11 protein-coding genes are annotated in these 23,235 nt (G+C 72.5%); 9 read left to right on the top strand and 2 right to left on the bottom strand.

The window, feature by feature from the left end; translation table 11 throughout:
• The 5 genes from D7V88_RS20675 to D7V88_RS20695 all read left to right on the top strand — a co-directional run.
• On the top strand, window positions 1-3,275 hold a 3,275-nt coding region (locus D7V88_RS20675), incomplete at its 5' end, for a carboxypeptidase regulatory-like domain-containing protein (RefSeq protein WP_120542372.1).
• Between the two features lie 56 nt (window positions 3,276-3,331).
• Window positions 3,332-6,058: a hypothetical protein gene (locus D7V88_RS20680; protein ID WP_120542373.1), complete on the top strand. Its 2,727-nt coding sequence runs from the start codon at window positions 3,332-3,334 to the stop codon at window positions 6,056-6,058.
• Window positions 6,059-6,070: 12 nt separating this feature from the next.
• Window positions 6,071-12,601 (top strand): HEAT repeat domain-containing protein, encoded by a 6,531-nt coding sequence (locus D7V88_RS20685; RefSeq protein WP_120542374.1) that lies wholly within the window; start codon window positions 6,071-6,073, stop codon window positions 12,599-12,601.
• On the top strand, window positions 12,598-14,454 hold the full coding sequence (locus D7V88_RS20690; protein WP_120542375.1) for an SWIM zinc finger family protein: 1,857 nt from the start codon (window positions 12,598-12,600) through the stop codon (window positions 14,452-14,454). Before D7V88_RS20685 ends, D7V88_RS20690 begins: the two co-directional genes overlap by 4 nt.
• 397 nt (window positions 14,455-14,851) lie before the next feature.
• Window positions 14,852-16,309, top strand: coding sequence for a reverse transcriptase family protein (locus D7V88_RS20695; RefSeq protein WP_120542376.1), 1,458 nt, complete (start codon window positions 14,852-14,854; stop codon window positions 16,307-16,309).
• A 57-nt stretch (window positions 16,310-16,366) separates the two neighbouring features.
• On the opposite strand, the gene D7V88_RS20700 is transcribed toward D7V88_RS20695, so the two are convergent.
• Complete coding sequence (locus D7V88_RS20700) at window positions 16,367-17,380, bottom strand: alpha/beta hydrolase (protein WP_244238280.1); 1,014 nt, start codon at window positions 17,378-17,380, stop codon at window positions 16,367-16,369.
• Between the two features lie 168 nt (window positions 17,381-17,548).
• Between D7V88_RS20700 and D7V88_RS20705 the strand changes: the two genes are divergently transcribed.
• The 4 genes from D7V88_RS20705 (at window position 17,549) to D7V88_RS20720 (ending at window position 21,571) form a co-directional block, all read left to right on the top strand.
• The gene (locus D7V88_RS20705; protein WP_120542377.1) at window positions 17,549-19,072 is read left to right on the top strand and encodes a GMC oxidoreductase; all 1,524 of its coding nucleotides are present in this window, start codon (window positions 17,549-17,551) and stop codon (window positions 19,070-19,072) included.
• A 90-nt stretch (window positions 19,073-19,162) separates the two neighbouring features.
• Window positions 19,163-19,789 carry a TetR/AcrR family transcriptional regulator gene (locus D7V88_RS20710; RefSeq protein WP_120542378.1) on the top strand — a complete coding sequence of 209 codons (627 nt, stop codon included), beginning with the start codon at window positions 19,163-19,165 and terminating at the stop codon, window positions 19,787-19,789.
• Window positions 19,786-21,027 carry a multidrug effflux MFS transporter gene (locus D7V88_RS20715; protein WP_120542379.1) on the top strand — a complete coding sequence of 414 codons (1,242 nt, stop codon included), beginning with the start codon at window positions 19,786-19,788 and terminating at the stop codon, window positions 21,025-21,027. Before D7V88_RS20710 ends, D7V88_RS20715 begins: the two co-directional genes overlap by 4 nt.
• A gap of 85 nt (window positions 21,028-21,112) precedes the next feature.
• Window positions 21,113-21,571: an SRPBCC family protein gene (locus D7V88_RS20720; protein ID WP_120542380.1), complete on the top strand. Its 459-nt coding sequence runs from the start codon at window positions 21,113-21,115 to the stop codon at window positions 21,569-21,571.
• Between the two features lie 61 nt (window positions 21,572-21,632).
• Here D7V88_RS20720 and lnt read toward each other — a convergent pair whose 3' ends face one another.
• Window positions 21,633-23,225 carry an apolipoprotein N-acyltransferase gene (gene lnt / locus D7V88_RS20725; protein ID WP_120542381.1) on the bottom strand — a complete coding sequence of 531 codons (1,593 nt, stop codon included), beginning with the start codon at window positions 23,223-23,225 and terminating at the stop codon, window positions 21,633-21,635.
• Window positions 23,226-23,235: the final 10 nt, after the last annotated feature.

Below are 23,235 nucleotides of genomic sequence, written 5' to 3' on the forward strand. Positions count from 1 at the left end.
GCCCCACGGCCTCCGCCCCGAAGGACGCGACCTCCGCCACGTCCAGGCCCGTGCGTCGGCCGCTGTCGGCCCCTCCCCCCGCGCCGCCCCGGGGAGCCCTCCAGGTGCGCGGCCGCGTCCTGGATGCCCGGGGCCAGCCCGCCGTCGGCGTGGAGGTCTCCGCCTCGGTGCCCCTGCCGGACGAGACGCTGTCGGAGCTGCCGTGCGACACGGATCCCGCCGTCCCCCTGTCGGCCGGGGACTGCGACACCGCGTCCGCCTGGGACTGGGCGCTGGAGATGGTGGCCTCGCACCGGGGCTCGGCCTTCGTGCTCACCCGCACCCCTTCCGCCCAGGACGGCACCTTCACCCTGGAGGGCCTGCCTGAAGGCACCGTCGCCGTGTGGGCGCTGGGTCCCGAAGGCGCGGCCCTGGAGGAGGACGTCGCCACCGGCACCCAGGACCTGAAGCTGGTGCTCTCCCCCGCCCTGAAGCTCTCCGGCCGCGTGGTGGACGAGGACGGCGCCCCGCTCCCCGGCACCCGGCTGACGGTGCTGCACACCGGCAACGCGCGCTACTTCGAAACGGTCGCCGACGCCGAGGGCCGCTTCGCCGTGGGCCCCCTGCCCCAGGCCATCTACACCCTCGCGGCGGCGCACCCCGGCAAGCTCTCCACGTGGCTCCAGGACCTGGGGCCGGAGGCCCTGGAGGAGGACCTGGTGCTGCACCCGCCCCGGCGCATCGTGGGCCAGGTGTTGGACGGCGAGCGCCCCGTCCCGGGCGTCTCCGTGCTGGAGCAGGCCGGTGACCGCATCGCCGTCACCGACGCCGACGGGCGCTTCACCTTCGACAACCTGCTGCCCTCCGCCTACAGCATGACCGTGGAGCACGACGGGCAGCGGGCCCTGACCCAGGTGGAATTGACGGAGCACCAGACCGAAGCCGAGGTGACGCTGCACCTGGGCTCCGCGTTCTTCGTCGACGCCACCGTGCGCGACACCGCGGGCCATCCCGTGCGGGACGCCGTGGTGGCCGCCGTCGACCAGGACACCTTCAACCGGGGCCTGTGGAGCGTGGGCCTGAGCACGAGCAAGACCCAGCGGACCGACGCGGAAGGCCACGTGCGCCTGGGCCCCCTGGCGGAACGCTCCTACCGGTTCCAGGTGGACGCCGAGCGGATGCTGGGCATCTCCGAGGAGCGGACCGTGGGCCGCGACGCCCCACCCCTGGAGTTCGTCCTGTCCCCCGCGATCATCGTGGAGGGCCAGGTCGTGGATGCCCAGGGCCAGCCGGTGAAGGAGGCCTCCCTGTCGCTGCGGGCCCCACCCGAGGAGGAGCCCCCGCGGAGGTACCGGATCCACATGCACCACTCGCGCCCGCGCACCTTCGACGCCACGACCGACGACACGGGCCACTTCGCCATCAAGCTGGACAAGGCCATGGCCGGCATCCTCGCCGTCGAAGCGGAGGGCTACCTGGGACGCGAACTCCAGGTCCAGGCCCCCTCCTCCGGGCTCCAGGTGACCCTGGAATCCGGCGCGACGGTGCGCGGCACCGTGACGAGCTCCAGCGGCGTCCCCGTCAAGGACGTGGACGTCACCCTGACGAAGGGCGGCGTGAATGAGGACGACCCGGAGGACCACGGTCGCGTCGCCTTCGCGGGCTCCACGGAAGAGGATGGGACGTTCTCCATCCGGGGCGTGCCGCCGGGCAACTATGCCGTCTGGTTGCAGGCCACCGAGGGCGGCTACCAGCGCCTGATGCCCCAGCGCGTGGAAGTGCGGGGCTCGGAGACCGTGGAGATCGCGCTGCACCTGGACCTGGATGGACGCATCGCCGGCGTGGTGGTGGATGCCCAGGGCCTGCCCCTGGCGGGCGTCACCGTGGAGGCCGTGGCCAAGGAGGAGGCGGGCAGCGGGGGACGCTCCTATTCCCCCCTGGAGACGAAGACGGGGCCTGACGGCCGCTTCGCCCTGGAGCCGCTGGCCCGGGACTGGGACTACGAGCTGACGGCGACGAAACCCGGCTACGCGATGTCCCGCCCCCCTCCCGCGAAGCCCGAACCCGAACCCGAGCCCGACGAAGAAGACGAAGGGTCCGATGAGCTGCTCGGGGGGCTGCGGATGGGCCGGTGGGAGCCGGACGAGGAAGACCCCAAGGTCATCGCTCGCGCGGGGAACATGGCCGTGCGCGTCGTCCTGACCGCCCAGAGCCGCATCACCGGACGGCTGGCGAAACCGAACGGGGCGCCCATCACGCGCTTCGACCTGAACGAGGAACCCGTGCGCGACCCACGCGGGGCCTTCACCGTCTTCGTGGACAAGCCCGGCCTCCAGCACCTGAGCTTCAAGGCTCCAGGCCACGCGTTCACCCAGCGCGATGTGCGGGTCCCCGCCGGGCGCGACGTGGACCTGGGCGAGGTGCGCATCGAAGCGGGGCACACCGTCCGGGGCCGCGTGGTGGACGACGCGACCGGCGAACCGCTGGAGGGCGTGGAGATCTCCCTGTCCCTGACTCCCGAGGAGCTGAAGGCCGCGGCGGAGGAGGAGTCGGGGGAGAAGTACGAAATCTACGAAGCCGACGGCAGCTTCCTGGACGCCACCACCGCCCGGGATGGCACCTTCACGCTGCCCTCCGTGGAGTCCCGGCCGTACCGGCTCACCGCGCGGCACACCGGGGCGGGGGAGTACGCGACGCTGGAGCGCACGCTGGGCCCCACCGAGGACAGGCTCGAACTGCGCCTCCAGGGCGACACCCGCCTGGAAGTGACGGTGAAGGACGCGCAGGGCAAGCCCTACCCCGTCATGGTGTCGGCCCGGTCGCAGCGGGACCAGGAGGCCACGGACTACATCCCCGACGATGACGCGCGGACCGTCTTCCGCGAGCTGGAGCCCGGTGACTACCTGGTGGGCCTGCGCTCCGGGGACGGCCCGTACGCGGCGCCCTACCAGAAGGTGCGCGTCGAGGCGCATCGCGTCACCCGGGTGGAGCTGCTCGCGGCCGCGAAGGGCGCCACGGTGACGGTGCGCTGGGGCGAGCGCGGGCCTCAGGGACTCGTGCTCTTCTTCCCGGGCACGGTGCCGCTGCCGGGCTCGGATGCCGCGACGGGGGAGCTGCGCGGCAAGGGCCTGCGCACGACCTCCGGCAACGAGACGTGGAGCAACGTGCCGCCCGGGCCCTACACGCTGATGGTGCTGCACCACCGGGGCCACGGGAAGTGGCTGACGTACCGGCAGGATGTGACGGTGGGGACCGCCCCCGAGCAGGAGGTGCAGGTGCCCACCATCACCTGGTGATGCCCGGGTCATCAGGGCCTTCAGGTGGCGGAGAGCTGTGTTAAACCCCCGGACCCATGACCCCGAGCGACGCGCTGAGCGCAACGGACCTCGAACGTCTGGCCAGGGCGGAGGCACCCGACCTCGCCGAGGCCGTGCTGGCCTTCCTGGACCAGCCGGACAAGACGTCGGACACGCCGCTGCCACAGGGCGCGCTCGACTTCGACGCGCTGAAGTCCCTGCTCACGCAGGCACAGCAGCGCGGTGAGAAGGCCGGCCGCCGCCAGGGCTCGCACGAGGCGTGGCAGCGCTTCCTCGCGCAGAAGGACGTGCCCATGCCCGCGCGCTTCGCGCTCGCGGACCTGCTGGTGTCCCTGTACGAGAAGAACAGCGAGCCCGCGCGGGCCGCGCTCTTCACGCTGGTGAAGGAAGCGCCGCTGAAGTTCGGCCTCTGGGCCGGCCTCAAGCGCATCTACAAGCTGGCTGAAGCGCGCCACGACGCGGAGATGTTCGGCGTGCTGGCGTGGAGATTCGACACCGAGCGCGGCAGCCACCGCTCGCGTGAGGTGGGCAGCGGCACCCTCACCTACCTCCAGCGCCGGGCGTGGCGCTTCCTGCGCCACCTGGGCGCGGCCGTCCCGGAGCTCTACCCGCAGTTCGCGGTGGAGGTGCTGCGGCACTACCAGCCGGACACGTCGTGGTCGTCGTGCTGGGTGGCGCACCACGTCTGGGCGCACAACAGCCGCAACTACTCCGCGACGCGCTTCCCCATCCAGCCGCCCGCGGACATGGTGAAGCAGCGCATGTACCCGGACGCGTGGAAGCGCTCGCCGGACGCGCTGATGCGCCTCTTGGACACGTGCGGTTCGGACCCGGCCGCGAAGTTCGCCATCCAGGGCCTGCGCAAGGACTTCCCGGAAGCGCTGCGCAAGGTGACGCCCGCGTGGCTGGACCGGCTGGCGCGCCGGCCGCTGGGCACCGCGCACGACTTCCTGGTGGAGACGCTCCAGGGCTCGCCGGAGTTCCACCAGGGCAAGCTGCGCGCCGTCGGGCTGCACGACGCGGTGCTGGCGCTGCTGGAGTCGCCCAGCGACAAGGCCCGGGCGTACGCCATCGAGTACGCGCGCGGCCACGCGCAGGACATGTCCGCGGAGAGGCTCGCGGAGCTGGTGGAGAACGGCGAGGACGACGTGGTGTCCTTCGCCGCCGCCACGCTGGAGAAGCGCAAGCCGCGCGAGCTGGGGCTGGAGTTGTTGGGCCGGCTGCTCGTCACGAAGGCCACGGCGGGCTTCGCGGCGAAGGCGCTGGAGCAGTCCTTCGACCGGGCGGAGGTGACGCAGGACTTCCTGCGCGAGCAGCTCTTCGGTCAGCAGGAACAGCTCAAGTGGGCCACGGGCTACATCGCGTCCAAGTACGCCGCCGGGGAGATGCCCGCGTCGTTCTGGAAGCAGGCGCTGACGGAGGCCAAGCGCTCGAAGCGTCCGCGCGTCGTGGAGGACGCGGCGATGAAGGCGCTGGGCACGTACAAGCCAGCGGACATCGGGCCGGAGTGGCTGTTGGACCTCGTGTCGCATCCGCGCCTGGGGCGTCAGGCGGCGCAGTGGCTCACGCGCGCGGACAGCCTGCCGGGCCTGGACGTGGAGCGGGTGAAGGCGCTGGTGTTCAGCGCGAAGCACCGCGAGACGGCGCTGGCGCTGCTGGGCAACCGCAAGCTCTTCACCGCGCGGCAGCTCACGGTGCCCTGGCTGCTGGCGCTGGCGCGGCGCGCGGACCCGACGCTGCACGACTTCGGGCACCGCTACCTGCTGGAGAACGTGGTGCCCGCGGACTTCAGCGACACGGGCGACGCGGCGCAGGGCCTGGAGCGCCTGTTCGACCTGGCGCTGGGCGCGAAGCAGCCGGCCCCGGTGCGCACGTTCGCGCAGACGTACCTGAGATGCCACCACCCGGGCATCGGGCCGGAGCAGCCGGAGTCGAAGTCCTACGACATCAAGCCCCGGGCGCCTCGCAAGGCGTACACGCCGGAGAAGCTGTGGCCCGCGCTGTTCGATGCGCGCGACGACGTGCGCCGCTTCGCGCTGACCATCGCCCGCTCGGAGCTGCGCGCGTGGGGCTACCAGACGCGGGTGTACGAGCTGGCGGACTCGGACGCGAAGGAGATCCGCAACCTGGCCTATGACGCCCTGCTGAACGCGGGCGAGCCGGGCGCGGACGCGCGCCACACGTTGCAGCCGGAGGAGCTGGACGCGGGCAAGGTGTTCGCGCTCACGGAGTCCACCAAGCGCAGCACGCGTGAAGTCGCGGTGGAGCTCATCCGCCGGCACTACGCGCGGCTGGGCGGGGCGGAGCGGCTGTCCGGGTTGATGCAGAGCGCGGACCGCGAGGTGGGCCTGTTCGCGGTGCGGCTGCTCTGGGAGAAGCACCGGCCGCTGCACCTGCCGGAGGACTGGAAGCCCGCGGGCGGCGGCAAGGACGCGCGCGAGGCGGGCGGCACGACGCGCTTCTCCGACGTGGAGGCGCTGCGCACGTTCCTGCGGCGCATGCTGTTCGGCCTGCCGCCGGGGCGCGCGAAGGAAGCACGTGAGGGTGACGTGCAGCGCCGGCTGTCCGCGAGCGTGGCCAAGCGCCGCGTGGTGGAGCTGGTGCGGGACCTGGGTCTGGAAGAAGAGAGCTTCGCCCGCGTGGTGGCGCCCGTGCTGGGCGAGTTCACCGGGTCGGTGGCGAAGGGCGAGTGGCAGAGCTGTCTGGCCTCGCTGGTGCAATTGCAGGCGGCTCACCCGGGCGTACAGCTCGGCGGCATCTAGGACAACGACACCATGGCCAACCTCTCCATCGGCAACATCGAGAAGGTCCGTGCGCTCGCGGCCAATGCCCGCCTGCTGCTCGTGGGGGGCACGCGTGCCGCCCCGGACAGCCGCCTCACCGCGTACGAGCCCGGCACCAACAAGGTCCTCTGGACGGCATCGCTGCCCGCCCACGTGCTGGGGCTCGCGCTGTCCGGCGAGCGCTACGCGGCGGCCGGCGCGGACGGCACGGTGCGCTTCGGTTCGCTCACCGACGGCACGGTGCAGTTCCAGCTCCACGGCGCGCACCCGGGCGGGTGCACGGCGGTGGCGGGAAGCGCCGACGGCAAGGTGCTCTACACGGTCGGCGTGGATGGCTTCGTGCGCGCGTGGGACTGGGAGAGCACGCGCAAGCTGAAGGAGTGGAGCGCGTCCCCGCAGCCGCTGCGCGCGGTGGCGGTGGACCCCACGCACACGTACGTCGCCTGCGCGGGCGATGACGGCGTGGTGCGCTCGTTCACGGTGGCCTCCGGTGCGCAGCGGGACATGGCGGGCCACGAGGGCGCGGTGCGCGCGCTGGCCTTCACGCCCCGCGACGGGCGGCTGGTCTCCGCGGGCGACGATGGAAAGCTGCGCATCTGGTACCTGGTCGGCGCGGTGGAGTTCGAGGTTCGCGGCGAGAAGGACAGCGGCCACGCGGGCCCGGTGCTGGGGCTGGTGTTCCCGCCCACGCCTCCGGCGGAAGCAGGCCAGGACCCCGCGGAGCGCATCGCGTCGGTGGGTGGCGACGGCAAGCTGAAGGTGTGGCGGCTGGACGAGCGTCGCAAGCCGCGCACGTTCGAGCTGGGCACCAAGGCCGTCCACGCGGTGGCCTTCGGGCCGCCGGCCAACCCCCGTCAGGCGAAGCAGTTGCTGGGCTTCGTGTTCGCGGCCGGCGATGAGCGCACCGTCACGCGCATCACGCTGGGCACGGATGGCAAGCCCACGGACGAAACGGTCACGTTCACGCACGGCTTCGACGTGCTCAACGAGGCGCGCAAGGCGGGCCGTCCCCGCCGCGAGGCCGCCGTGCGTGAGGCCGCCGCGCTGCTGGAGCCGGAGGCGCTGGAGTTCGCGCTGTCGCTGCTGAGCAGCGATGCGGACGCGGAGGTGCGCAAGCTCGCCGCCACGGAGCTGGGCGCGCAGGGTCGCACCGCCGCTCGGGCGAAGCTGCGCGAGCGCCTCAACGACGACGTGGTGGGCGTGCGCACCGCCGCGCTGGATGCACTGACGAAGCTGGAGACGGAGTCGCCGCTGGCCGCACCGCGCGCGGCGCTCGACTCGCGCTTCTCGGACACGCGGGTGCTGGCGCTGCGCCGGCTGGCGAAGCTGGGCGGCACGTCGCCGCTGGTGCCGGGCCTCATCTCCGGCAAGCTCGCGGATGACAAGGCGCCCGTGGGCGAGGCCGCGCTGGACGCGCTCGTCGCCGTCTCCCCCGCTGGCAGCACGGAGCCCCTGAAGCTGGCCTTCGAGCGGGGCCCCGCGCCCCTCAAGGTGGAGGTGCTGCTGCGCGCCTCGGTGGCCGGCCTGCTGGGCGACCCGCGCATGCAGCCGCTGGTGGCGCGCGCGCTGGACGACGCGGACCGGGACGTGCGCCGCGTGGCCTTCGCCGTGCGCGTGCTGGAGCGCCGGGCGCTGGCGCTCACGCTGGAGAAGCAGGACGAGGAGTTCGCCCGCTCGGTGCGCGAAGTGGCGCGCATGCTGATGCTCCAGGCGAAGCGCGCGGCCGGGGACGCGGAGGCGAAGGCCACCACCGACGCGGAGCTGGCCACCGCGCGTGAGAAGCTCTTCGCCAACGCCACGGCGGGCGCGGCGCTGACGGAAGGCGACCTGGAGCCGCTGCTGGCCGCCATGGCGTGCCGCATGCCGGACACGGCGGTGCGCGGTGCGCGCGGCCTTGCGCAACTGGGCGATGGACGGGCGCTGGGTGCGCTGTTGCAGTTGTCGCGCGAGGACGAGTCGGCCATCCGTCGTCAGGCGGCGGCCTCGCTCCAGGCGTTGCAGGACCCTCGCGCCCGCGAGCGGCTGGTGTGGATGCTGGACGACGCGGACGCGGACGTGCGCGCCACGGCGTTGGAGGCAGTGGTGGCGCTGGACGTGGACGCGCCCCTGTCCGCCGCGGAAGCGGCGCTGCGCTCCGGGCATGAAGACGTGCGCGTGCGCGGCCTGGACCGGCTGGTGAAGCTGGGCGCGAAGGCGGAGGGCGCGGAGCCGCTCTTGGGCAACGCGCTGGAGGACGAGTCCGGCAAGGTGCGTGGCGAGGCGTTCCGCACGCTGTGGGCGTGGAACGAGAAGGAGCCGGAGAAGGCCGTGGACCGGGCGCTCACGGGCCGCTTCCCGGACCTGCGCAACCGCGCGGTGGAAGTGCTCGCCCAGCGCGGCACGGAAGACTGGGCGCTTAACCGGCTGAAGAAGTCCGTGGAGGACCGCGACGTGGCCGTGGCCACCGCCGCGTACGAGGCGTGGGTGAAGCTGGCGGGCAAGGAGAAGCCGGAGCCGCACCTGGCCGCGCTCGGCTCCACGCACCCTGCCCTGCGCGAGAAGGCCGCGAAGGGCTCCATCCACGCGCCCGCGGAGCCCCTGCGCTCCGCGCTCCTCAAGCGCGTGCAGGACGAGCACCTGGAGGTGGCGGTCGCCGCGCTGGACGCGCTCGACAAGCTCATCCCCACGGAGAATGGTCCCCTGCTCGCGGGCATCGCGGCGACGGCGCTGCCGGTGCGCGTGCGGGCCGCGGAGCTGCTCGCCCCGCGCGGCGCGGAGGACATCATCGAGCCCATGCGCGGGCTCATCACCGACAAGGACCTGGAGCGGCTCTACCCGCCCGGCTTCCTCGTCCCGCTGCGCATCCGCGCATCTCGCGCCCTGGCCACGCTGGGCTCGCGGCGCCTCTTGGGCTTCTACGCCACCGTGCTCCTGCCGCACGAGCTGTCGGACCTGCAGGAGCAGGGCGCACGCGGCCTTGCCACCGCCAGCCGTCGGGGTGACGAAGGCGCGCTGCTGGATGCACTGGGCCACTCGCTGGTCGCGGCGCGCTCGTGGGCGGCGGACGGCCTGTCGCGCCTGGGGGATACCCGCGCCCTGCCGGTGCTCACCGGCAATCTGCGCCATGAGCACCTGCCCATCCGGCTGGGTGCCATCCTCGCCTTCGCGGCCCTGGGCCCGGAGGGAGACGGTGGCCTGCTGCACGGCCTGGAGGACTCCGCGCGCGAAGTGCAGGAGATGGTGTTCGCCATCGTGCTCGCCCGCGACCTGCGCGCCAGCCGCGACGGCGAGCCGCCGGACCTGCTGACGAGCGCGCTGTCCAGCGGCCGTCCGGAAGTGCGTTACGCGGCGGCGCGCGCGCTGGAGCTGCGCACGGAGCCGGACGCGTACCGCGCGCACCTGGTGGAAGTGCTGTTGCCGCCGCGCCCGGAGAAGGTCGGCGACATGAAGGACTGGCCCTCGGAAGAGGACCGGGCCAAGCGCGTGGTGGGCCTGGCCGAAGCGCTCTCCAGCGCCCAGCCGGAGCAGCGTTACGCGGCGGCGCAGGTGCTGCTGCTGCGCAACAAGCCCCTGGACTACTTCCGCGAGGCGCAGAAGGTCGCGCGGCCCCGCACGCTGGAAGCGCCCTGGAAGCCGGAGACGGCCGAGGGCGCGTCTCACGTGGTGCAGCCGTCCACGCTGGAGAAGCAGGGCACGGCGTCCGCCACGGGCAAGAGCTGGCTGCGCCGCCTCTTCTCCGCGGTGAAGCCGCCCGAGGGCAGCACCGCGACGCCGCAGACGGCGACCCAGGCGGAGCGCCAGCACCTGCGCCGGCTGGCGTTCGGCGCCTACGTGGGCCTGCTGCGGCAGGTGTCCGCGGGCGACGAGGAAGGCCACCGCGTCCGCCGCGACGCCGTGGACCGCGTGGTGAAGCTCACCCTGGAAGGCTACGCGGGCACGTCCGCCGCCGTGGCCGCCCTGCTGCGCGCGCTGGAGGATCCGCACCAGTTGGTGCGACGCGCGGCGCTCGCGGGCCTCAAGGAGCTGTACCCCGCTGGCAGCGACGAGCCCCTGGCGCTGGCCCTGGCATCGCTGTCGCCGGACGTGGCCCGCGCGGCGCTGGAAGAGCTGGCGGAGCGTGGAGACGCGGCCCGTCCGCGCGTGACGGCGGCGCTCAATTCGCCGCTGCCGGAAGTGCGCAAGTCCGCCTTCGAGCTGCTGGAGAAGTTGAGCCCGGCGGGCAGCCTGGATCCGCTGCTGGCGGCGCTGGGCAGCGAGCACGCCGACCTGCGCGTGGGCGTGATTGAGCGCCTGGCCGGAGCCAACGACCCGCGCGTCACCGAGGCCCTGGGCCGCGCGGCCGGAAGCGAGCACGAGGACCTGCGGCTGCGCGCCGCGGAGCTGCTCGCGTGGCGTGGGGATGACCGGGCGGTGGAGGTGCTGGGCGCCTTCCTGCGCTCGGAAGTGCCCGCGGTGGTGCGCCGCGCGCAGGAGGCCCTGGCGCGGCTGGGAACCCCCGGCGCCGTGGCCGCGCTCGCCGCGCGCCTGTCCGTGGCGACGGAGATTCCCGAGCGCACGAAGCTGGTCGCCGCGCTGGGTCGCACCCGCCGTCCGGAAGCACTGGACGTGCTCGCGCGCCAGAGCGTGGAGGACGAGAACGCCACCGTGCGCCTCGCCACCGTGACGGCCGCGATGCAGCTCACCTGGCCGCCGGAGCAGGAGAAGCTGAAGGAGCGGGAGCGCGACCTGAAGAAGCGCGACGCGGCGCTCGCCGTGCGCTTCCTGAAGGTGGCCGTGCGCAGCAACGACGTGGAGGTCCGCAAGGCCGCCGCCACGGAGCTGGAGCACGGCAAGAACGAGGGCCAGGACGCGCTGCTCGTCGCGCTCTTCACCGACCGCGACGTCACCGTGCGCGCGGAAGCGGTGGCGCGCTACTCGAAGCGCGTGGTGGAGCAGGGCGCGGCGGTGGAGCCGCTGGAGGAGATCCTCCGCGCCGGTGCCCGCGAGCTGATGCTGCCCGCGGCGGAAGGCGTGGCGCACCTGCGCCGGGCCAGCGCCCTGCGGCCCCTGCTGCTGTACGCGCGCGCCGGTGAAGGTGAGGAGCGCGGCCGGGCCCTGCTCGCGCTGGGCACCCTGGGTGACGCCCGCGCCCTCTCCGAGCTGGAGACGATCGCGGGCGGAGGCACCGCGGACGCGCCCGCCGAACAGGAGATGGTGCTGGCCGCCATCGAGGCCCTGGGCCGGCTCGCCAGCCGTCTGCCCGAGGGCGACGAGCGCCGCCGCATCGAGGAGAAGGTGGAGGTCGCCGCGGTGGAGGGCACCTCCTCCGAGCACCAGGAAGCCGGCGTGCGCGGCCTGCGCGCCATCGGTGGGGAGCGCGCCCGGGTGAAGCTGGAAGCGCTGCTCGCCGACTCCGACACGGACGACGAGGTGCGCATCACCGTGGCGCAGGAGCTGGGCAAGCTCGGCGACCCGGAGGCGGAGAAGGCCCTGGCCGCCGCGCTGGACGAGGATGACGACGACCTGCGCGAGGCCGCACGCAAGGCGCTGGATGTGCTCTTCCCGAATGACCGCACGCGCGTGGAGTTCCTCGCCGTGGCCAGCACCCAGGAGGACATCTCCGAGCCCGCCGCCACCTACCTCGCCAGCGAAGGCGACCCGGCGCAGCTCGTGCCCCGGCTGGCCACGCTGGAGAACGCCGAACTGCGACTGAGGCTGCGCCGAGGCCTCGCCCGTCGGGGCGCGCTGCCCCTGCCGGAGGTCATCGCGCTGGTCGGCCACGACAAGCCCGAGGCCCGTGAGGAGGCCGCGCGGCTGGTGGGCACCTGGACGGGCGATGCGCAGGCGACGGGCGCGGTGGACACCGCCAGCCTGACCCGCGCGGTCGTCGCCGCCGAACGGCGCACCGCCGCCTCCTGGGCCGCCACGTCGCCCCCGAAGCGCGAGCCGCTGGCCAGCGCCTGGGAACGCCTCCTGTGGGCGGGCTCCCGGCTGGGCGCGAAGGAGCTGGTCGCCACGTCCGCCGAAGTCCTGCGCAAGGGTGAGGCCCATGCCCCCGCGGGCGTGCGTCAGGAAGCCGCGCGCGTGCTGGGACGGCTGAAGGCGACGAACGAGGCGCAGGCCCTGCGCACGGCACTGGCGGATCCGGACGCTCCGGTGCGCTCCGCCGCCGCGGCGGTGCTGGCCGCGCTGGTGCCGGACCAGGCCGCTGCCTGGGCGCTGGAAGTGAAGCCCTTCGACCCGGTGGCCATGGGCCCCACGGGCGCGAAGGTGGCGCCGGGCCTGCTGACGGCCAGCGAGCCGCGCAGGCTCGCGGTGCCGGCGCTGCTGGCGAAGAAGGACCTGGGACCGCTCAAGCCCGTGGCGTCCGACGCGAAGCCGGAGGTGCGGCAGGACGCGTGGGCCGCGCTGGGGCGCCTGGGTGGTGACGAGGCGGCGGAGCTGCTGAAGACGGCGGCCTTCGACAAGTCGCAGTCGGTGGAGCTGCGCAAGGCGGCCTACCGCGCCCACAAACGTGCACGCCGGGCCGCCGAGCGCGCCCGCAAGGAAGGTCAACCGTCGTGAGCACCGCAACCGCACGTCATCCCGTCGCGCTGAACTACGCCGCCGCGAGCGACGTGGTCGTCACCCCGGACGCCTCGCGCGTGCAGCTTGCCCTGGAGGGCTCGCGCGGCACCGTGGGCGTCAGCGGCCGCGTGAAGGACCCCACCCTCTTCCGCGACGCGCTGGCCGCCGCCTTCGCCGTGCTCTCCAGCGACCTGCGCTACCGGGGCCGCGACCGCACCGCGTACCTCGCGTACCTGATGAAGCAGGGCAAGCGCGCCAGCGCTCAAATCTGGGAGGCCCAGAAGGCGTTCCTCGACAGCTCGCTCGAAGGCGAGGAGAAGCAGGACGCGGTGCTGGACCCCGTCCTCACCGTGGATCCGGATCAGGTGTCGCTGGAGGTCTTCTCCCGCGACGAGAGCGCCTACGCGCGCCTGGCCTTCGACAACAGCCTCTTCGACAACCGAGAGGCCGCGCACGGCTCCACCTTCCTGGACGTGCCCGCGGACCTGCCCGCCCGCCTGGACCGCCTGCGCGCCTACGCCCCGGTGACGCTGGAAGCCCACGTCGCACCATCCGCGAAGGCCACCCCGGGTGAGCCCCGAGCCCCGCGCAACGTGGAGGTGCCGCACGCATGGCTGCGCGGCTTCCTCCAGGTGCAGTCCGCTGCGACGCTGCCGGCCACCACCTGCTCCATCGCGCCCATCGACCTGTACAACCTGCTCTTCGCTCTGCGCACCCGCCGCTCGAAGAAGGCGCCCCGCGCGCTGCGCTTCGAGCTGGTCCCCGGCGCCGCGCCCCGGCTGGTGCTGGAGCCGTGGGAGCAGGTGCTGGAGTGCCACGGCGGCCCGTACCAGGGCCACGCGCCCGCGGTGGTGCGCACCTTCGGCCGCAATCGCCTCACCGCGCTCGCGCGCCTGCTACCCCACGCGAAGAGCGTGCACGTGCAGCTCCTGGGTCCGGGCCTGCCGGTGTTCTGGGTCATCGACCTGGGCGTGGCCACGCTGACGCTGGGGCTCACCGGCTGGACGGAGAGTGGCTGGTCCAGCGCGGCGGCCTTCGACGCGCTGATGCCGCGCGACGTGCCGGAGCACCTCGCGGAGAAGCTGCGCCAGCGCCTGCGCACGGACGGCCCGCTGACCTTCGACGTGCTGGCGAAGGACGCGGGCGCGGCGAAGGACCAGGTCCGCGCCGCGCTCCAACTGGAGTGCCTGCGGGGCCGCGTCCTCTTCGACGTGGCGCGCGGCACCTACCGCCCCCGCGAGCTGATGCCCACCCCGGTGGACGAGGCCGCGCTGCGCTACGGCAACGAGCGCGAAGCACGCGCCCACCGCCTGCTGGGCGACGGCGGCCCCGGCGCGGGCGAAGTGAAGCTCACCCAGGTGCACGACCTCGTCGGCGAGGGCACGCGCATCCAGGGCGAGGTGGTGGACCGCGAGGCCGTTCGCAGCTTCTTCCCCAGCTTCACGCTGGACCTGGAGGGCCGCGTGAAGGACGCGGGCTGCGGCTGCCCGCACTTCCGTCGCTCCGGGATGCGCGAAGGCCCGTGCGAGCACATGCTCGCGCTCCGCCTGGCGTACGCGCGCCGTCGCACGGAGGAGGAAGCGCTGCGTCAGACGCCGGAGGGCCGCAAGCTCATCCGCGCGGAGACGCGTTCGTACGTGCGCCGCGACCCGGCGACAGGCCTGGAGCAGGTGTACCGCGTCTCGCTGGACGGCAAGGTGGTGGCCCTCGCGTGGGGGCCTCGCCTGGGCGATTCGCGCCACCAGCGCCTGTGGTTCGACTCGGACACGGAAGCCCGGACGGCGTACTTCAACCGTCTGGAGAAATTGACCGCGGACGGCTACATCGACGCGGCCTCGACTCTGGTGTAAACCCTCAACCAACGGCCCGGCCGCCGACGGGGTGGCTGGAAGGATGGGTGCGACGGACGAAACACGAATCACGAGTGGTCGAGAGAGGTCTGGACCGCATCAGCCTTAGCGCCTCGAGCGCGGGAGCGGCGTTGCGCCGCTCTGGTTGAAATGCTGGACACTCTCCGCAAGGTAGCCTGTTCTTGGCTCTCTCCCTCCGGTGCACTGGTGGCCGGGTGGGAAGCGGAACCAACGACGCAACCGCCGTTTTCCCACCCGGCCACCAGTGCACCGGAGGGGAGAGCCGGTGAGGCTACCGTGCCCCAGGTGAGCTGGTGGTGCATTCCTGGCCTCCCTCGACCGCTCGAATTCGTCCGTCGCTCCTCCTGAAGCCGCCGCGCCCGTCGAAGGTGCCTCGATGACCGCCAAGCTGGAGTCGTTCGTCCCCGCCGCCCCGCCGCAGGCCGTGCCCGAAGTCCCGCCGGCCGCCGCCGCGTCCAACACCGCCATCGCTTCCAAGCGCGAGGCCCGCCGCGCCGCGCACGACGTGCTGCTCGCGCGCTGGAAGGCCATCACCGAAGCCGGTGGCACCGAGGAATGGGTGCAGGCGCAGCTCCTCTCCAAGGGCGCGCTCGCGGACGAGGTGGACTTCTCCTCCCTCAAGGAGAAGGAGAAGAACGCCTGGAAGGAGAAGAAGAAGGCGGAGGCCGTGGAGCGCCGCGCGCTCGGGCGCCAGGCCCACGAGGCGTGGAAGGCCACGCACATCAACCACCTGGGCGTGGGCATCCACTGGAGTGAAGCCCCGGGCCCGGACCGCTTCGACCTGGAGCACCGCGAGGAGCGCGCGCGCGTCAACGGCCTGCCCGCGCTGGACACGGCGGAGGCGCTGGCGAAGGCGCTGGACATCAGCGTGTCCAAGCTGCGCGGCTTCGCGTTCCACCGCGACGTGGACACGGGCTCCAACTACGTAAGCTGGCGCATCCCCAAGCGGGACGGCAGCGAGCGGACCATCACCTCCCCCAAGCCGGAGCTGAAGGAAGCTCAGCGCTGGGTGCTCTCCAACGTCGTGGAGCGGCTGCCGGTGCACGGCGCGGCGCACGGCTTCGTGGCGGGGCGCTCCATCCTCACCAACGCGCTGGCCCACCAGGGCGCGGACGTGGTGGTGAAGGTGGACCTGAAGGACTTCTTTCCCACCGTGACGTGGCGGCGGGTGAAGGGCCTGTTGCGCAAGGGCGGCCTGCCGGAGGGCACGTCCACGCTGCTGGCGCTGATGTCCACCGAGGCCCCGCGCGAGCTGTTGTCCTTCCGGGGCAAGACGCTGCACGTGGCGAAGGGCCCGCGAGCGCTGCCGCAGGGCGCGCCCACGTCGCCGGGCATCACCAACGCGCTGTGCCTGCGGATGGACAAGCGGCTGTCGGCGCTGTCGCGCAAGCTGGGCTTCACGTACACGCGTTACGCGGACGACCTGACGTTCTCCTGGACGAAGGCGAAGGCGCCCAGGGCGCGCCGGGCCCAGGGCGCGCCGGTGGCGGTGCTGCTCGCGCGGGTGAAGGACGTGGTGGAGGCCGAGGGCTTCACGGTGCACCCGAACAAGACGCGCGTGGCCCGCAAGGGCAGCCGTCAGCGGGTGACGGGGCTCGTGGTGAACGAGGCGAAGGACGGGACACCCGCCGCGCGAGTCCCCCGCGACGTGGTGCGCCGCCTGCGCGCGGCCATCCACAACCGCCAGAAGGGCAAGCCGGGCCGCGAGGGCGAGTCGCTGGAGCAGCTCAAGGGCATGGCGGCCTTCCTCTACATGACGGACCCCGTGAAGGGCCGCGCGTACCTGGATCAGCTCGCGAAGCTGGAAGCCACAGAGACGCCGGCCCAGGCGTAGCCACCAGCACCAAGGGCCCGCGCCGTCGAGCGGGCCCCCGGCTTCATCCCAGGAGCATCAACGCGCTCCTGCCCCCGCCTTCGTCCGCCGCGAAGGCTTCTTCGCCGGAGCCTTCTTCTTCCCCGGCGTCTTCACCGCGGGAGCCGGCTCCACGGCCGCCGCCTCCTCCGCGACAGGCCCGGGCTTCAGCGCCTCGTCCGCGAACGCACGAAGCCGGCGCGGATACTCCTCGGGAGCCGTCGCGGCGAAGTCGCCATGCGACGCGCCGGGGATGCGCCACGTCTGGGCATACGGGGCCACGTGCGCGAACAGCGAATCCAGCAGCACCTGCCCGGACTCCTCCGTCCCCGCGACGATGAGCAGCGGCCGGGGCTTGATGGAGTCCACCGCGTCGATGGTCCGCACCTGTTCCAACTGGATGCCCCGCCGCCAGAAGGGAACGAGCGCCCCCGTCTGCGTCACCACGCCAAAGCGCCGGAAGTCATACGCCGCCGCCAGCCACAGCGTGTTGAAGGGCGACAGCAGCACCACCGCCGCGACCTTCGGATCCTTCGCCGCGACCTCCGCGACCGCCGCCGAACCGATGGAGAACCCCAGCGTCCCCACCCGCGCGGGGTCCACGTCCGGCTGCGCCCGCACGAACTCCAGCGCCGAGCGCACATCCAGGCGCTCCTTGTCCCCCCACGTGGACGTCTCCCCGCCGCTCTGCCCATGCGCGCGCAAATCCAACAGCAGCACGCCGTAGCCCGCGTCGCGCAGCACCCGAGCCTCCGGCAGCAGGTCCATGCGCGTCTGCGACAGGCCATGCGCCAGCACCCACGCCGCCTTGTTGCGCGACGGCAGATACCAGCCGCGCAGCTCCACCCCATCCTCCGTGCGCAGCGTCACCTCGCGAGCGGACGCGGAGGCCAGGTCCGCCGGCAGCACCGCCACCGGCTTCGGGTAGTGGAAGTACGCCTCGGAGCGCCACGCCGCCCGGCCGAAGAGCGTGAGCGCCACCAGCAGGCACGGCAGCACCACCAACACACCCAGCAGCCGCCCCCACCGAATCCGCTTCAGCACACCGGCCATGTCCGACCCTCCCCGACAGCCAGGAGCGCTCCCGGGGGAAGTCCCGGCCCCGGGCTTGTGTTCGCACCGGCCCGACCTTTACACCCTCTAGGCTCCCACGGGCTCGTGGTTTACAGTTTATGCGAACTTTAGCAGCGGCGGCAGAAAGACCGTCCAGGTGATTCCGCAATGAAGGTGTCCAAGACGGTCTACGACGCGGTGGTGGTGGGTTCAGGTGCCTGCGGTGGCTGGGCCGCCAAGCAGCTCACGGAGGCGGGCCTGCGCGTCCTGGTGCTCGAAGCAGGTCGGAGCGCGCAGGCGGACAAGGTGCTGCACGTGATGCACCGCGTGCGGCAGAAGCTGGGCTACCGCGTGGAGTCCGACGCGGACCGCAAGGGGCGCCAGTCCATCCAGGCGACGAGCTTCGCCTGGCCCTTCCATCCGCACGCGTTCGTGGACGACGTGGACAATCCCTACACCACGCCGGACGACGCGCCGTTCGCGTGGATCCGCGCGAGGCAGGTGGGCGGACGCACCAGCGTGAAGAGCCACGGCCGCCAGTTCTACCGGCTGTCTGACTTCAACTTCCACGCGGGCAGCCTGGACGGGCTCAGCCCGGACTGGCCGCTGTCGCACGCGGAGCTGGCGCCGTCCTACGAAGTCGTGGAGCGGTGGATGGGCCTGTATGGCAATTCGGACGGCGTGGACACGCTGCCGGACTCCGCCTTCGCGGGGTCCGCGCCGCTGTCGCCCGGCGAGGTCCGGCTGCGCGAGAAGGTGAAGGCCCGCTGGCCCAACCGCCACGTCGTCGCCCGGCGGACCTCCAACGCGCCGGTGACGCTGCCCGCGGCCCAGAAGACGGGACGCCTGACGCTGCGCTCGCACGCCATCGCCAGCCACGTGATGCACGACCCGAACACCGGCAAGGTGACGGGGGTGTCCTTCATCGACGCGAACACCGGCACGTCGGAAGAGGTGCACGCGAAGGTGGTGGTGGTGGCGGCGGGCACCATTGAATCCACGCGGTTGCTGTTGCACTCGCGCAACCGGGCGTTCCCGGAGGGGCTCGCGAACAGCTCCGGCCTGCTGGGCCGCCACCTGATGGACCACATCTACCTGCGCGGCATCGAAGCGCGCATGAACCTGCCCCAGCACCTCCAGCAGAAGGCGCACGGCTGGGCGTACGTGCCCCAGTTCCGCAACGTCACCGAGCGAGACCCGAACTTCGCGCGCGGCTACGGCGTCCAGGTCTTCTCCTTCGACGACCAGATGCACATGGTGCCCTTCGGCGAAATGCTCCCGCGCGCGGAGAACCGCGTCACGCTGAGCAGCACGGTGAAGGACCGGTGGGGCGTCCCGGCGGCGCACATCGAGTGCCGGCACTCCGACAACGAGCTGAAGATGACGGAGGACGCGGTCAACTCCTGTCTGGAGATGCTGGCGGAGGCTGGCTACACGGTGGAGCAGGTCAACCGGACGCTGTCCCAGCCGGGCATGGCCATCCACGAGGTGGGCACCGCGCGGATGGGCAAGGACCCCAAGACGTCCGTGCTCAACCCCTTCAACCAGAGCTGGGACATCCCCAACCTCTTCGTCACGGACGGCGCCTGCTTCCCGTCCCAGGGCCCGCAGAATCCCACCCTGACGATGATGGCGCTCACCGTGCGCGCCTGCGCGCACCTGGTGGGCGAGCTCAAGGCCGGCCGCCTCTAGAAATCCCGTCTGGAAGGGGGCCAGGAATGGCCCCTTGCGTCATCGGCACGGATTGGTTACCTACCAGTCAGTAATTAATCCGTCGCCACCATGTCCCGACCCCAGCGCGTCCTCGACCCGCAGATTGATGAAGCCGCCCGCGCCGTGTTCCTGGAGCAGGGGCCGGCGGCGCCGCTGCAGGACATCGCGAAGCGGCTGGGCATCTCCCAGGCGGCCCTGCTGCACCGGGTGGGCACCAAGGAAGCGCTGATGTCCCGAGCGCTCCGGCCCGTCCCACCCTCCGCCGTGGCGCTGCTGGCGCCGGGCCCGCGCAAGGACCGCTCCGTGGAGGATCAGCTCCTGGAGGCGCTGCTGCACCACCGGGACTTCCTGCGCCAACTGGTGCCGTGCCTGTTCGTGCTGCACTACTCGATGCTGGGGGGCGCGCGGGCGTTGCGGACGGACACACCGCCGCCGGTGGCCCTGCGCGAAGCGCTGACCACGTGGCTGTCCCGGGTGAAGCGCGCGGGGCTCGCGGACGTGGCGGCACCGAAGGTCGTAGCCGAGGCCCTCTGCGGCGCGCTGGAGGCCCGCTGCTTCAACGCGCACGTGGGCGGCGCCACCTGTGCCCCGGGCGAGGACGCCGCCGTCCTGCGCCAGCTCATCCGCGTGCTCGTCGTCCCTCCGGCGACCCGGGCACGCACCGCGAAGAAGCCACCGAAGAGGAGTGCCCGATGACGACCGCCACCCCGAAGGCCACCCGGTCCACGGAGGGCCCCGGACTGGTCATCCTGCTGGGCGCGCTCATCGGCTTCGGGCCGCTGTCCATCGACATGTACCTGCCGGCGTTCCCCTCCATCGGGGAGTCGCTGCACGCGAGCGCGGGCGAGGTGGAGCGCACGCTGGCCACGTTCTTCGCGGGGCTCGCGCTGGGGCAGCTCTTCGCCGGGCCGGTGAGCGACCGGTTCGGGCGCACGAAGCCGCTGTACGTGGGGCTGGCGCTGTACGTGCTGGGCTCCATCGGCTGCGCGCTCGCGCCGTCGGCGGGGGTGCTGGCTGGGTGGCGGTTCGTGCAGGCGTTGGGCGGTTCGGTGGGCATGGTGTCCTCGCGGGCCATCGTGAGGGATTTGCACTCGGGCGTGGCGGCGGCGCGGATGATGTCGCGGCTGGTGTTGGTGATGGGGCTCGCGCCCATCCTGGCGCCGCTCCTGGGCGGCTGGGTGCTGCACACGTCCGGGTGGCGCACCATCTTCTGGAGCCACGCGGTCATCGGCCTCATCGCGCTGGGGGCGGTGTTCGCCATCCTCCCGGAGACCGCGCCGCCGAGGAGCGGGCCGTCCCAGCCCTTCCGCTCCATGGTCCGCATCGTGCGCCAGCGGGACTTCCTGGGGTACGCGCTGGCGGTGGCGCTCGCGCAGGCGGGGATGTTCGCGTACATCGGAGGATCGCCTTTCGTGTTCATCACGCTGCACGGCGTGGCGCCGGGGAACTTCGGATGGTTCTTCGGAGCGAACGCGGCGGGGCTGGTGCTCGTGTCGCAGCTCAACCACCGGTTGCTCGCGCGCTCCTCGCCGGAGCGGGTGTTGCGAGGGTCGGTCCGAGTGGCCGCGCTCGCGGGACTGGCGCTGGTGGGCGTGGTGGTGACGGGCCTGGGTGGGCTGTGGGGCATCGCGCTGTCGCTGTTCGTGTTCGTCTCCAGCCTGGGCGCCATCACGCCCAATGCGACGGCGCTGGCGATGGAGCATCAGGCGAAGCAGGCAGGCATCGCGTCGGCGGTGCTGGGCGCGCTCCAGTTCCTGCTCGCGGCCAGTGCGTCCGCGGCGGTGAGCGCCAGCCACGACGGCACCGCGAGGCCCATGGCCCTGGGCGTGGCCATCACCGCCCTGCTGGCATTGGGAGCGCTCGTCCTCGCGCGTCGCGCGGCACCGCCCGAGCAGGGCACGCCCACGGTCGAAGCCCCCGCGCCAACGCCTTGAAACCGGGCGTAGCGAAAGTCCCATCCTGGACGCCCCGGGCGCACGGCTCCGTCTGCGGCTGGGAGACGGCTGTTAATGTCTGGGAATGGGTTCGACCCGCATCCGCCGCCACGTGAACGCACCCCGCGCGAGGGTCTATCGCGCGCTTCTGGATCCGCGAGCGATCGCGGCGTGGAAGGTGCCGGACGGCATGACCAGCCACGTGCATGCGTTCGACGCTCGCGAAGGGGGCACGTTCCGGGTTTCGCTCACGTACGACGCGCCGACCGCGACGGGCAAGACGACCGCGCACACCGACACGTACCACGGCCACTTCGCGAAGCTCGTGCCGGACGAGCAGGTGGTCGAGGTCACGGAGTTCGAGACGGAGGACCCCACGCTGCGCGGTGAGATGACCATCACGGTCACGCTCGTGGATGCGGACGGCGGCACCGACGTCCTCGCCGTGCACGACGGACTCCCGAGCGGTGTGCCTCCCGCAGACAACGAGGAAGGCTGGCGGATGTCCCTCGCGAAGCTCGCGGCGTTCGTCGAAGCGGCCTGAGCGCTCACGCCCGCTGCCTCTCCGGAGCGCGCAGGCCCTGAAGGGCGAGCCGTGGGAACGCTCACACCCTGCGCCGGAGCCACACGCCCAGGACCACGGACAGCACCAGCGCCACGGGGCCCAGCCAGTCGCCCCACGCTCCCGCGAGCGAATGCAGCCGCTCCGCCGCCGGCACGCGCATCACCACGCTGGAGCGCTGGTTGTCCTGCATCTCGGAGGTCCACGTGCCCGCGGGATCGATGAACGCGGAGACACCGGAGTTGGTGACACGCACTTGCGCGGTGCGCGTCTCGATGCTGCGGAAGGCCGCGTGCATCAGGTGCAACCGGGGCGCGGGCGTACCGGAGAACCACGAATCATTCGACAGCGTGAGGAGCAACTCCGCGCCCTGGCGCACCTCCGCCGCGACGTAGTTGGGAAAGAGCGCCTCGTAGCAGATGAGCGGCGCGACCTTGAGCACGCGTCCGCCGTTCAACCGGAAGTCCACCATGCGGGGCCCGGGCCCGCGCTTCCAGCGCCCCGTCCAGGGCATCCAGGCCCGAAGGGCGGGCGAATCCACCGCGTCCGGCACCCACTCCGTCAACGGGAACAGCATCGTCTTGCGGTACGCGGCCTGCGCCAGCTCGCCCGTCGCGGAAGGGCCCAGGAACATGGCCGCGTTGAACTCGCGTTCGCCTTCGAGGTCATACGTGCCGAACACCAGCGGCACCCCGCGCTCCGCGACCCAGGCGCGGATCTCCTCATCCAGCGCCCCGCCGTCCTCGCTCTTCGGCGTGCCGAACGTCGTCGGGTACACCGTCTCCGGCCACACCAACAGGTCCAGCGGTCCCGAACGGAGGAGCGCGTCCGACATCGCGTAGTGCGTGTCCAGGATGTCGCGCACCACCTCGTAGGTGCCCTCCTCCGCCGCGCGCTTCTCGATGTTCGTGATGTTCGCCTGCACCGCGCCCACCACCAGCGCCGGAGCGGAGCGCACCGCCGCGCGAACCTGCCCCAGCCGCACGGCCCCGTAGCCAAACCCCACCAGCGTCAGCACGAGCGCCAGCACCAGCGGCACGGGCTTCAAGCCGCGCCGGGCCACGAGCCCCTGCCCCACCGCGACGAAGCACTCATTGACGAACAGCAGGCCCAGCGTGAGGCCCGGAGCGCCCGCCACGTCCGCGCCCTGGCGCAGGAGTTCCGAAGCGTACAGGCCATGGCCCAGCGTCTCCGCGAACAGCTTGGGCGTGAACCACTCAGTGCCCACGTACACGAGCGCGGTGAGCACCGGCGGCACCCACGCGAGGCGCGAGTCCGTCCCCACCTTCCGCCGCGCGTACCAACGGATCCACGCGGCGGTGAGGAACTGGAGCTCCAGCACGGGAGCGATGAGCAGGAACACGCCCCAGCACAGCCACGCCGGTGCATGCGAATACGCGGCGATGGCGCCTGGGAACCAGCCAAAGACAAGCGCGGTGAACGTCACCGACAGCAGCGTGCCCAGGGCCAGCGCGCGACGCGCGGAAGGGGCCCGGTCCACGGCCGCGAGCCACGGCGCCATCGCCACCGCGCCCAGCCAGACGAAGCCCGGCCGCAGCTCCGCGAAGAAGGCGAACACCACGGTGGTCGCCGCGACGCCCAGGAGCGCCCCGGCCCACCCTCGCCATCCCGTCACGGCGCGTCCC

Origin of the sequence: Corallococcus terminator (genome assembly GCF_003611635.1) — a bacterium.
Taxonomy (GTDB): Bacteria; Myxococcota; Myxococcia; order Myxococcales; family Myxococcaceae; genus Corallococcus; species Corallococcus terminator.